This window comes from Pandoraea fibrosis, from assembly GCF_000807775.2.
In the GTDB taxonomy this organism is placed as follows: Bacteria; Pseudomonadota; Gammaproteobacteria; order Burkholderiales; family Burkholderiaceae; genus Pandoraea; species Pandoraea fibrosis.
Window position 1 is genome coordinate 3,573,503 of sequence record NZ_CP047385.1, and the last position, 12,368, is coordinate 3,585,870.

The following is a 12,368-nucleotide window of genomic DNA, read 5'->3' on the forward strand; positions in this document are numbered from 1 at the left end:
GTTCAGTCCGATGCCTCGCCGTTGCCGGTGAGCGCGTCGTCCATCACTCGCGCCTGATGCCCCCCACGGTTCACCATGACGGCATTCACGCGCTGTCGCTGCGATGGCTGCAATGCCTTGCATCCCAGCGGCAACACGAGACGGAATTGTTGTTCCATGCAGATCCCTTATTCGCAAACGCGCGACGCGCAACCTGCCACCACCGCCGGGCAGTATCGAACCCTCTGGCGCTGGCACTTCTACGCCGGGCTTTTCGTCATGCCGTGGCTCATGGTGCTCGCGATCACCGGCACGCTCTACGTCTTCCAGCCGCAAATCGAACCGTGGCTGTATCACGACCGGATGGTCGTCGCCGCGTCGACGTCGCCCCGGCTGAGCGATCAGGCCTTGATGGAACGCGCCGCGGCGTCGCTGCCCGCCGGGTCGCAGATCAGTTCCGTCGAAGTCAATCGTGACCCCGGGCGCAGCGCCGAATTCATCTTCCGTCTGCCCGATGGCGAGCGCGAAAGCGTCTACGTGAATCCATACACAGGCACAGTGCTTGGCACCCTGAGTGTCGAGCATCGCCTGATGAAGCAAGCCCGCGCCCTGCACCGCTCGCTCATGCTGGGCAAACCGGGCGAATGGCTCATGGAGCTGGCCGGTTGCTGGACACTCGTGATGCTCGCGACGGGGCTCGCCTTGTGGTGGCCACGTGCCGGCGCCACGTGGGCGGCGGCTTGGCGCCCGCGTCTGCAATTGCGCGGGCGCCCACTGCTGCGCAATCTGCACGGCGTGGCAGGCCTCTGGCTGGCCGCCGGCGGGCTGGCCTTCGTACTGACGGGATTGCCGTGGTCCGGTTTGTGGGGCACACAGTTCAAGGCGCTGGCGACGAAAGCCGGCATGGGATCGCCCGCCGGGGTTTGGGGGGAAGCCCCCGTGCGCTCGCAAATTCCGGCCAGGCCCATGAAGATGGACGACCTGCCCATCGCGCAGATTCCCTGGGCCGTCGGAAATACGACGGTGCCCGTCTCGACCCCGCCGGCATCGAACGCGCACGCCTCGCATGGAATGTCAGGCATGGCGGGGATGGAAAGCATGACGTCGATGCCCGGCACGACGCATGGCGGTGCCGGCGAACACAGCGAGCACGAGGGGCATGAAGGACACGAAGGCATGGGTAGCACGGGCATGTCTCCTGCCAGCCTGCGCGCCGGTGGGGCTCTGCCGGTCGACGACGTCATCGCCATTGCCGCGAAGCATGGCGTCGAGAGCGGCTACAGCCTTGTCGTGCCGTCGCGGCCGGACGGCGTCTACACGGTCTCATACTTCCCGGCAGATCCGCGCGACGAACGGACATTGCACATCGACCAGTACAGCGGCAAGGTCTTGCGCGACATCGACTACAGCGCTTACGGCGTGGTTGCGCAGGCGATTTCATACGGCACCTCGTTGCATATGGGCAAGTACTTCGGTGTCGCCAATCAGTGGCTGTGTGCGCTGATTTCGATGGGACTATTCGCGATGGCCACGACCGGTGCCGTCATGTGGTGGATGCGTCGTCCTGCACGTTCGCTCGGCGCCCCGACCCGACCGCAAGCTCGACCGCCGATGCGCGGCTGGACGATCGGCATGTTCGCGCTTGGCTGCTTCTTCCCGCTGATGGGTGCGACGATGGCACTCGTCTGGGCGGGCGACCGCCTCGTTTTCGGACAACGCGCGCGCGGATAACGATGTCGCGTATCGGGCGAGGATCGGGCGAGGATCGGGCGGGTCACGCCGGCGGGAATGCCGTCGGCTGCACGCCGACATACGCTGCGCGGGGGCGAATCAACTGCGTGCTGTCGCGCTGCTCCATCGCGTGCGCGATCCAGCCGATGGTGCGGCCCAGCGCAAACAGACCGAATGCCGCACCCACTGGCAAATTGAGGTGACGCCGCACCGCCACGAGTGCGAAATCGAGTGATGGCCGTTGTCCGACGAGGGCATCGGCAGCGTCGATCATCGTCTGCCACGCCGGATGCGCGGGCAACACCCGCGCAAGCATCGCGCTTGCACGCACATCTCCCGCCGGATACAGGTGATGCCCGAACCCAGGCAGCTTCTCGCCGCGCGCCAGTCGCTCTCGCATGTGCGCCGCGATGTCCGTTTCACCGACTTCGTCCCACATCGCCTCATTGCGGGCCGTGGTGCCACCGTGACGGCCGCCGGTCAAGGCGGAGAGTCCGGCGATGACCGCGGCGCGCAGACTCGCACCTGTCGACGCAACGCACCGTGCCGTAAAACTCGATGCATTCAACTCGTGATCGGCACATAGCACGAGTGCCATGCGAATCAGATCGGCACCATCGGCGCCTCGCACGCCCCAGGCTTGCGCACATTGATCGTGGATCGGCGCGTCGCTGGGCGACGTTCCCAGCAAACAGGCGGTCATCAACCGTAGCAGGGCCGCACTTCCCTGCGCCACTCGCACCGGATCGCGTTGCCAGATCGCGGTGGATGCGTCGTCGCTCGCCACAGTGAACGTGGGCAACAAAGCCTCTTCCGCGCGTCGGCCGCGGTAGCGTTCGAGCAACAGCACCGGCCAATCGGCCAGTGCATGACTGCGCCCGTCGAGCGTCGCGAACGCCGACGCCTCATCGCATTGCCACAGCCACGCCGCCGTCGCCTCGACCGAGGCAGTCTCGGCCATCGTGAGCGCATCGCGTCCGCGGTAGTAGCAACGGCCGTCTTCGATCAACGTAATCGAAGACTCCATCACCGGCATCCCCCAATCCAGGGCAGCCTTTGCCACCTCTTTCGGCTTGCGCCCTCGCGTGCGCTGAACGGCCAGTCGTTCCACGTCCGCCACCCGATAACGACGCTCGCGATGTGTTTTGCCGGGCTCCGCACGCAGCAACCCACGGCTCACATAGGCATAAAGGGTTTGCAGCGACACGCCGAGGTGCTCGGCAGCCTGCGCGGCAGTGAAGTAATCCATCGTATTCCGTGCCAATGGCCAAGGAGATATGGCTCAACAACTTGATTAAGTTAATCAATATTGACAATAAAATCCATCAGCATAAGCTTCAATGCGCCGGCAGTCTCGCATCGCGACGCATTGCGATGCACCGTATCGAATCGTCTAAGGATTTCTTATGCATTCCTCCGTTCCCGGGCAAGTCGTGCCGCTCGCCGAGGCTCCCGATTTTGTCGCCCCCTATTGGCACGATATGCGTCTGGCGATCACCGGGCAGGACGCCAGGCGCCAGACCGCCCCCGCCAACCTGACGGTCAGCGGCCATGGCGCGTTAGCGTGCGCCTTTCCCTTTACCGACTTCGCCACGGCAGCGATTGCCAGCGCAACGCTCGCCGTTGCCGGACTCACGACCGGCGCGGCCGGCGACTACGGGCTTGAGGATCATGCCGCGATCCCCGCGGTGAATGTCGACCGGCGGCTCGCGTCGTTCTGGTTTCTCTCGTCGTTGCGCCCTCAGGGATGGGCGTTGCCACCGATGTGGGACCCGTTGGCGGGTGACTACCGAACGGCCGACGGCTGGATTCGCTTGCATACGAATTCGCCGTCTCATCGCGCCGCCGCGCTTACCGTGCTTGATGTGCAAGCCGATCGCGACGCCATCGCACGTGTTGTCGCCAACTGGCAGGCGGATGCGCTGGAAACGGCCGTCGTGGCGAATGGAGGATGTGCCGCCGCCATGCGCACGCTCGCCCAATGGGACGCCCATCCGCAGGGCGAAGCCGTGGCCCGCGAACCTCTGTTGCATTGGGAGACGTTCGAGGTGGGATCGGCGGCTGGCGCGCGGCGCGACGTCGCCGAGTGGAAACCGATGCGCGAACGCCCCCTGAACGGCATTCGCGTGCTCGATCTCACGCGCATTCTCGCGGGACCGACGGCAACACGTTTTCTGGCCGGGTTCGGCGCACAAGTGCTGCGTATCGATCCGCCCGGCTGGGACGAACCCGGCACCGTGCCGGAAGTCGTACTCGGCAAGCGCTGTGCACGCCTCGATCTGAAACAGGCCGATGGCCGCGCAACCCTCGAAGCCCTGCTGCGCGACGCCGACATCGTTGTGCACGGCTACCGCCCCGATGCACTCGAACATCTCGGCCTCGGCACGGCGCGGCGCCGCGAACTCAATCCGATGCTGATCGATATCTCGCTCGACGCCTACGGGTGGCAAGGTCCGTGGCAGGCAAGACGCGGATACGACAGTCTTCTGCAGATGAGTACCGGGATCGCCGACGCCGGCATGCGGGCATTCGGTGCGCAGCGCCCGACGCCGCTACCAGGGCAAGGCATCGACTACGCCACGGGATATCTGATGGCGGCGGCGGCGGTTCATGCGCTGGCGCGTCGCCAGACGCAGCACGTGGGAAGCACCGTGCGGGCGTCGCTGGCCCGGACCGCCCGCCTGCTCGCGACGCATCGCACGCCTGAGCACGCCCCGCCGCCGCTCGCGGCCGAAACGCCTGACGATCTGTCCGCCCGAATCGAAGACACCTCGTGGGGACCGGTGCGGCGCGTGGCAACGCCGATGTCGATTGCGGGCACCCCCGTCGATTGGGCCTTGCCGGCAATGGCGCTGGGTACGGCCACGCCGCAGTGGCCCTGATCCCCGCTTACTCGATGACGTGACGCCGCGCCTGCCGCGCGGCGTTGAGTTGGCGTTCCGCCTGACTCAGGAGTGCCGACACGTCGGGCGGCTCGCCGGTCGTCTTGTCATTCGCGTCGAATGTCACGGCATCACCGATCGCAATACCGAAGCTCGCCGTGAGTGGCAATACGGTGCCCTGCGACAAGGTCAAGTCCGTGGCTTCGATGCGCCCGCGCAGCAGTTCCGCGAATTGCCGCGCGCGCGAGGCGTCGAGCACCCGGGCGAGGATCACGAATGCGTCTGCGCCCAGTCGCGCCACCACGTCGCCGGGCTGGCAGGTATTCAGGCAAACAGTCCCGACGCGACGCAGCACCTCGTCGCCCGCCGCATGCCCCCACGTCGCATTGATCTGGGAAAAGTTGTCGATGTCGAACTTGATCAGCGCCACCCGTCCCGGCGAGGGCATCGCGCACAGCACGCGCGCCTGTCGCTCGAATGCCCGCCAGTTCATCAGACGTGTCAACGGGTCGGTGTCGGCGCATATCTCCAGCTCGCCGACCAGACGCGTGCGCTCGCGTCGCAATTGCACCAACTCGATGGCATTCTGCTTGAGCACGTGCAACGCATCGAACACGGCACGCACCTGCGCACGCCGCATCGGCAATCCTTCGCCGGGCAACGGTGCGTTGAGCTCGCCTTGAGCGAGCGCATCGACGAAGCGCGTTGCCTCCTCGAATGGCTGCACCACGCTGCGACGGAAATTGCGTAATGCGAAGAAGATCAGTAGCACTAGCGCGACCTCGGTCAATGCGATGAAGATCAGCAACCTGAGCGCACTCGTGCGGCGCTCGTCGACCTGATGTGCTGCCAGCCGCAGCATGGTGTCGCGAAAGTCCGTGATCGCCCTCATCGTCGGCACATAGTTGCGCGCGAATTCGGCGGTCGTCACCGAGGTCGGCCGAGGTTGGCTTGCCAGCGTGCGCACGGTCGCCACGTAGTGCAGTCCGGCGGCGAAGTACTGTGCGTTGAGCGCCTTGAGCGTTTCAGGGCCAAGCTCCGGCGGCATGATCATGCGCGAGGCGATCATCTCGCGCAGTTGGTCGATGCGGCCGAGCGTGCGTTCCATGGTGCGCTGGTCCGCTTCCGTGAGGGTCCTGCCGGTCGTCAGCGGGGCGGTGAAGTTCGACCCCAGTTGGCCCGCGAACTCCCGTAAATCGGCTGCCAGACGCGCCAGAATGATGTAGTGCAGCGCGGCGGGTGCACCTCGCGAAATCACATCGATACGCGACGATGCCACGGGACTGAAATCGGCGATCACACGGACCATCCGGTCCACGGCGTCGCGCACGGCCGCGTCGCTGCGCATGTCGCGCGGGCGTTGCACCAGCAGATCGACGTTGGCACTCGCGGCAGCCAGATCGAGACGCGCACGTTCGACGGCACGCAAACCGCCCGCACATTGATCGCATGCGTTGACTGAGAGCGCGGAAAGCAATTCCTGGAGACGTGCGTTGGTCGCCTCGCGCGCATCGCGTAACGCCATGACGGCATCGTTCGGCAGGGGAAGATCGGCGCCCAGCACCGCATTGGCCGGGCCGCGTTCGGCAGACGCCTTCTCCATCGCCAGCAAGGTGGCACGCAGCGCATCGAGCGCCACAGACGCGTCATCGGCGCGCCGATAACTTCCCCAGGCCCAGGTCAGCAGACTGGTGCAAAGGATGACAACGACGGAGACGACGGCGAGGTTCTGCAACCGCAGACGGCCGTTGAGCGAAATGGCCGAGAGTAACTTGTGCTTCATTGACGATGACACCGTCGGCCACACGGTACAGGCTCCCACAACAGCCGCAACGGGTGCCGCCGCGATGGCAGCACGCCGCAGCGCGCTCCGACAAACGTTGTGCCCGGCACAAGACACGCACGCTTTGGCTTCGCTTCGGCGCGAGCAGGCTGTCCGGGCCGAAGCGGCGCCATTGTCGCACACCGCCTCGCCCGCCCATCACGCGCCGCATGCTCACAGGTCGATCGCCAGTTCCGTGCCCTGCTTGATCGCGCGCTTGGCGTCGAGTTCGGCCGCGACATCGGCTCCGCCGATCACATGCACACGCACGCCCGCGGCCTGCAACCCGTCGGCCAGTTCCCGCAACGGTTCCTGTCCGGTACACAAGACGATGTTATCGACCGGCAGCACGTGCGGCTGATCGTCGATGGTGACGTGCAGGCCGTCGTCGTCGATCCGGCGATACGTCACGCCGGGAATCATTTCCACGCCGCGATGCTTGAGCGAAGTCCGGTGAATCCAGCCGGTGGTCTTGCCCAGCCCGTCGCCGACCTTGGAGGTCTTGCGCTGCATCAGGTATACCTTGCGCGGCGATGTCTCGGGCACAGGCGCGCGCAGACCACCCGCGTGCGCATATGCCGGATCGATGCCCCACTCCGCATAAAACTTCTCGGGAACGAGCGTGGCGCTCTCGCCCGCCTGCGTCAGGAATTCGGCCACATCGAAGCCGATCCCGCCCGCGCCGATCACGGCCACGGTCTTGCCCACCGACGCTCCGCCGCGCAGCACATCGATGTAGCTGAGGACCTTGGGATGATCGATGCCGTCGATGGCCGGTGTGCGCGGGATCACGCCGGTGGCCAGCACGACATCGTCGTAGCCGCCTTCGACCAGCGACGCCACCGTGGCACGCTGATTCAGTTGCACATCGACGCCGGTGGCTTCGAGTTCATGACGGAAGTACCGCAGGGTCTCAAAAAACTCTTCCTTGCCCGGAATGCGCTTGGCCATGTTGAACTGGCCGCCGATCTCGGTATCCGCCTCGATGAGGGTGACGGTGTGTCCACGGCGTGCCGCCACAGTCGCCGCCGCCAGACCCGCCGGACCTGCACCGACGACCGCCACGCGACGCACGCGTCCTGCCGCTTCGATGCGCAATTCCGTCTCGTGACACGCGCGAGGGTTGACCAGGCAGGACGTGATCTTGCCGCTGAACGTGTGATCGAGACACGCCTGATTGCAGCCGATACAGGTGTTGATGGCGTCGGCACGCCCGGCAGCCGCCTTGTTCACGAAATCGGGGTCGGCCAGGAGCGGGCGGGCCATCGACACCATGTCGGCTTCGCCGTTGGCGAGAATGCGTTCGGCGACGTCCGGCATATTGATGCGATTCGTCGTGATGAGCGGAATGCCGACATGCCCTTTGAGTTTGCCGGTGACCCAGGCGAATGCGGCGCGCGGCACGCTGGTGGCAATCGTGGGAATGCGTGCTTCGTGCCAGCCGATGCCGGTATTGATGAGGGTTGCGCCCGCCGCCTCGATCGCGCGGGCCAGTTGGGCCACTTCGTCGAACGTGGAGCCGCCTTCGACCAGATCGAGCATTGACAGCCGATAGATGATGATGAACTCGCGCCCCACGCGCTCGCGCACACGCCGTACGATCTCCACCGGAAAACGCATGCGGTTCTCGTAGCTGCCTCCCCATGCGTCGGTGCGATGGTTGGTCCGGGCGGCGATGAATTCGTTGATCAGGTAGCCCTCGGAACCCATGATCTCGACGCCGTCATAACCGGCCCGCTGCGCCAGCGCGGCGCAGTTCACGAAGTCGCCGATGGTCGCCTCGACCTCGTCACTGGTCAGTTCGCGTGGCTTGGCCGGCGTGATGGGGGCCTGCAACGCACTGGGGGCGACGAGATCGGGATGGTAGGCGTAGCGTCCGAAATGCAGGATCTGCATGGCGATCTTGCCGCCCGCCGCATGCACGGCCTGCGTCACGACCCGATGCTTATCCGCCTCTTCCTCGGTGCTGAGCTTAGCCCCGCCGGCATAAGGCCGGCCGGCATCGTTCGGCGCGATGCCCCCCGTCACCATCAGCGCCACACCACCGCGCGCCCGTTCCGCATAAAACTCCGCCATGCGGGCGAAGCCATTGCGCGCCTCTTCAAGCCCAACGTGCATTGAACCCATCAGCACGCGGTTGCGCAACGTCGTAAAGCCCAGATCCAGGGGCTGCATCAGGTGGGGATAGCCGCTCATCGTTGTCTCTCTCATCGTTCGGCGCAGGCCGTGGGGTTTTGGGGGCGTTCCGGCAAAGCATAGAACACGTCGCTGCGTGTCTTCACGTTATGCAACTCGTTGCATAGTTGTCGGCGATTTTATGTGCCCGATGCGAACTATGCAACGGGTTGCATAGTGGAATTAGAGTCCCTACACTGCCCGTCATGCCGCTCGCTCACGCCCTCATGACCTCGCTGCTGGAGAAATCCTCCTCGGGGTACGATCTCGCCCGCCGATTCGACAAGTCGATCGGCTTCTTCTGGCACGCCACACATCAACAGATCTATCGCGAATTGGCACGCATGGAGGCGTCTGGCTGGATCGACTCGATGGCCGCGCCCGACGGGGGACGCACCCGCAAGCGGGTGTATCGCGTGCTCGACGCCGGCCGGGACGAGTTACTTGCCTGGGCCGCCACCCCGACAGCCCCATCCGATCTTCGCGATGACCTCATGGTCCGGCTGCGCGCCGACGCCGCCATCGGCCCGCTCGGGCTACAGCCCGAGTTGCGACGCCGGGCGGCGCTGCACGCGCAAAAGCTCGCGGCCTATCGCGCCATCGAGGCCCGCGATTTTCCGTCAGGCGAAACCCTCACGCGGGAGGCGTCGCTGCAACGGCACATCCTTCTGCTGGGCGTGCGCTATGAACAGGGGTGGCTGGACTGGACGCGCGATGCCCTGACCCTGCTGGAACGCTGGGATGGCGCGGCTCTCGACGAGGATGCATCGGCCTGAGACGCCTGATATACCGGCCTGAGGTCTGGCCCGGACCGAAGCCGGCCCTATCGTCGTGACCACCAAATCGTCCCATTTTCTTGTCAACGGATGGGGCACATGGCGCGTTTAACGAAGGAATCGATGTCGGGCTTACCGGCCCGCGTTACCGTTTTTCGCCCCACCCTAGGCATTCATGGTGTTTTCTTCCAAGCTCTCTCAGCTTTCCCGGCTGACCGGCCGTGTTCGCACCCTCGCAACACTGTCCGCCCTGGTCGCCACCGTCCTCCCGTTTTCCTCCGCCCACGCGGGTACGGTCATCGTGCTCGACTCCGGTGCCGCCCAGCTTTCGCTCATCGATCAGGCCACCCATAAGGTCGTTGGGACGATGCCGACGGGCAAAGAGCCGCATCACCTGATGATTACGCCCGACAAGCGTTCGCTGATTGTGGCGAATTCGGTGTCGAACAGCCTGATGTTCCTCGACCCGAACACCGGCAAGCTGCAACGCCAGGTCGCCGACATCGACGACCCCTACCAGCTCGGCTTCTCGCCCGACCGCAAATGGTTCGTGACGGCAGCGCTGCGTCTGGACCGGGTCGACCTCTATCGCTACGACGGTGAGAACGTTGTCGTCGCCAAACGTATTCCGCTGGCCAAAACGCCCAGCCACATGACGTTCTCGTCCGATAGCAAGACGGTATTCGTCACGTTGCAGGATTCGGGTGAACTGGCGGCCATCGACCTCGCTACGCAAACGATCAAATGGCGCATGCCGGTGGGCAAGACCCCCGCCGGCCTGTGGATGACGCCGGGCGACAAGTATCTGCTGGTTGGCATGACCGGCGAAGACGACGTCGCCGTGGTCGACTGGCGTGCACAGAAGGTGATCAAACGTATCCAGACGGGTCGCGGCGCACACAACTTCCGTTCGCTCTCCGACGGCCGTCATATCGCCGTGAGCAATCGTGTCGAGAGCACGATCAGCATCCTGGACTACGAGTCGCTCACCAAGGTCGCCGACATCACCGGCCTCATGCCGGGGCCCGATGACATGGAATTGTCCGCGGACAAGCGCTATCTTTGGGTGACGTTCCGGTTTGCACGCCACGTGGGCGTGATCGACCTGACGACGCGTCAACTGGTCGACCGCATTGCTGTCAACCGGTCGCCGCACGGCATCTTCTTCGCCGACCGAGCCCCAGTACTTTCGCCGAATCCGGACTGATAAGGCCGCAAGATGATTCAGGAAGCCCTCAACGTCGTCGACAGCGCAATCTCCGCCGTACAAACGCTCATCTACGTTGATGTGGTGCAGCCGCTGCTGTTTCACTTCAACCTGATGGGCTACGACGATGACATCTATGACGCGCTGTACTGGGTGCTCATCGGTGTGTTGCAGATTGGCGTGACGTACGCACTGCTGCGTCCGCTCGAGGCGCTGCGCCCGGTCGAACAGTGGCAGGACCGCCGTCAGGTGCGCGCCGACGTGATCTACACGTGGATCGCCAAGCTCGGCATTCTGAATCTGCTGTTCTTTGTGGTGTTGCAACCGGTCTTCAACGAATTGCAGAGCCAGATGGTGATTCACGGCTTGCCGAGCGTCGATCTCGATGGCCTGTATCCGGGCGTGACGGATCAGCCGCTGGTGTCGTTCCTGATGTATCTGATCGTGCTTGACTTCGCCGGTTACTGGTATCACCGCTGGCAGCATCGCTTCGGCGTGTGGTGGGAGCTTCACGCGGTGCATCACAGCCAGCAGCAGATGTCGCTGTGGTCGGATGACCGCAACCACTTCCTCGACGACATCGTGCAGGCTGGGTTCTTCGCCGCGATTGCGCTCTTCATCGGCGTGCAGCCGGCGCAGTACGTCGTGCTCGTGGCCGTGGGTAACTTCCTGCAAAGCGTGCAGCATGTCAACGCCCGCCTGCCTTTCGGCCCGGTGCTCGAGCGTCTGATCGTCAGTCCGATCTTCCATCGCCGCCATCACGCGATCGGCTACGGCCACGAAGGCACGCGCTACGGGTGCAACTTCGGCGTGCTGTTCCCGTGGTGGGACATGCTGTTCCGCACGGCGTCATGGGAACGTACCGTGGAGCCGACCGGCATTCGCGACCAACTCCCTGCCCCGCAGGGCCGGTCGCGCCGATACGGTATGGGCGTGCTCGCCCAGCAGGTGCGTGCATTCGGGCGCATCGTCCGTCGCCTCGCCCCACGCCGTCGGGCGATTTGACTTCGCCGAGGCGTTCGGCCAACGTTTGGGCGACGGCTCGCGCATTGCGAAGCCAGCGCAGTCAACGCTGGTCACTTCGCGCCGGCGGGCCTGGCTGGCGTGCAGCAATGCTGCGTGTCGATGGACTTCCCGCGACACGCCGGCAATGACGGCTGGGTCTTGCAAAGCAGCGCCTGATACGGCCAGCCATATTGGAACCCCTTGTCGAGCATGCAGAGCTGAGCGGCGGCGATGTCGTTCAGCATCATGACGTCCGAGGGCGTAGACAATTCCGTATAGCCGCAAGCGGTCATCTCGCGCTTCACGGTATCGACGTCTTCCCCCGGTCGGCGCCAATACGTATAGGCCGGTGGTAACGGCTCGCGAGCCTTCACAGCCTTGGGGTCGAAATCCGGCGCCGTCCCGAACGTCTTCCCGCGCGGCACATTGGCGCATGCCGGCAAACGCGGCTGGGTGGCGCACAAAATCCGCTGGTCCTGATACGCGAAGCCCCGATCGATCATGCACAACTCGCCCGCGGCATAGGCGTTGGTGGTCATGTCTTCACTGCCCACATAGGCCGAATCGGGGAATCCGCAAGCGAGCAAGGCACTGCGCACGCCCGACTCGGCCACGCCCGGCTTCGCCCACAGTTGGAAAAGCGGCGGCGCAGGCTGGAATGGTCGCGTGGTGCAAGCCGCCAGCCCGATCGCACAGGCGAGCGAGGCAGTCAACGCAGCCATCCCGGTAGTTTTGGCGCGGCGCAAGGCCAGGATCGATCGACGCGTCAGCATTCCCACCTCATGAAATCT

10 protein-coding genes are annotated in these 12,368 nt (G+C 64.7%); 5 read left to right on the forward strand and 5 right to left on the reverse strand.

Features of this window, described 5'->3' with window-relative positions:
- Positions 1-2 precede the first annotated feature (2 nt).
- Complete coding sequence (locus tag PI93_RS15735; RefSeq protein WP_158453313.1) at positions 3-158, reverse strand: hypothetical protein; 156 nt, start codon at positions 156-158, stop codon at positions 3-5.
- On the opposite strand from PI93_RS15735, the gene PI93_RS15740 reads away from it, so the two are divergent.
- Positions 157-1,710, forward strand: a complete 1,554-nt coding sequence (locus PI93_RS15740; RefSeq protein WP_039365588.1) for a PepSY-associated TM helix domain-containing protein — start codon at positions 157-159, stop codon at positions 1,708-1,710. The two genes, PI93_RS15735 and PI93_RS15740, sit on opposite strands and share 2 nt — an antisense overlap.
- Positions 1,711-1,753: 43 nt before the next feature.
- Here the strand turns inward: PI93_RS15740 and PI93_RS15745 are convergent, their stop codons facing one another.
- Complete coding sequence (locus PI93_RS15745; RefSeq protein ID WP_039365586.1) at positions 1,754-2,959, reverse strand: citrate synthase family protein; 1,206 nt, start codon at positions 2,957-2,959, stop codon at positions 1,754-1,756.
- A 157-nt stretch (positions 2,960-3,116) separates the two neighbouring features.
- Between PI93_RS15745 and PI93_RS15750 the strand changes: the two genes are divergently transcribed.
- Positions 3,117-4,592 (forward strand): CoA transferase, encoded by a 1,476-nt coding sequence (locus PI93_RS15750; RefSeq protein WP_236105810.1) that lies wholly within the window; start codon positions 3,117-3,119, stop codon positions 4,590-4,592.
- Positions 4,593-4,599: 7 nt separating this feature from the next.
- On the opposite strand, the gene PI93_RS15755 is transcribed toward PI93_RS15750, so the two are convergent.
- On the reverse strand, positions 4,600-6,375 hold the full coding sequence (locus tag PI93_RS15755; protein WP_052240343.1) for a GGDEF domain-containing protein: 1,776 nt from the start codon (positions 6,373-6,375) through the stop codon (positions 4,600-4,602).
- 213 nt (positions 6,376-6,588) lie between these two features.
- On the reverse strand, positions 6,589-8,610 hold the full coding sequence (locus PI93_RS15760; RefSeq protein WP_039365584.1) for an NADPH-dependent 2,4-dienoyl-CoA reductase: 2,022 nt from the start codon (positions 8,608-8,610) through the stop codon (positions 6,589-6,591).
- Between the two features lie 185 nt (positions 8,611-8,795).
- Here PI93_RS15760 and PI93_RS15765 point away from each other — a divergent pair, with 185 nt between their 5' ends.
- From PI93_RS15765 to PI93_RS15775, 3 genes are all read left to right on the forward strand, one after another.
- Positions 8,796-9,365 carry a PadR family transcriptional regulator gene (locus PI93_RS15765; RefSeq protein ID WP_039365582.1) on the forward strand — a complete coding sequence of 190 codons (570 nt, stop codon included), beginning with the start codon at positions 8,796-8,798 and terminating at the stop codon, positions 9,363-9,365.
- Positions 9,366-9,540: 175 nt separating this feature from the next.
- Positions 9,541-10,572, forward strand: coding sequence for a YVTN family beta-propeller repeat protein (locus PI93_RS15770; protein WP_052240342.1), 1,032 nt, complete (start codon positions 9,541-9,543; stop codon positions 10,570-10,572).
- Positions 10,573-10,584: 12 nt separating this feature from the next.
- Complete coding sequence (locus PI93_RS15775) at positions 10,585-11,577, forward strand: sterol desaturase family protein (protein ID WP_039365580.1); 993 nt, start codon at positions 10,585-10,587, stop codon at positions 11,575-11,577.
- Positions 11,578-11,648: 71 nt separating this feature from the next.
- Here the strand turns inward: PI93_RS15775 and PI93_RS15780 are convergent, their stop codons facing one another.
- Positions 11,649-12,350 carry a hypothetical protein gene (locus PI93_RS15780; protein ID WP_236105809.1) on the reverse strand — a complete coding sequence of 234 codons (702 nt, stop codon included), beginning with the start codon at positions 12,348-12,350 and terminating at the stop codon, positions 11,649-11,651.
- Positions 12,351-12,368: the final 18 nt, after the last annotated feature.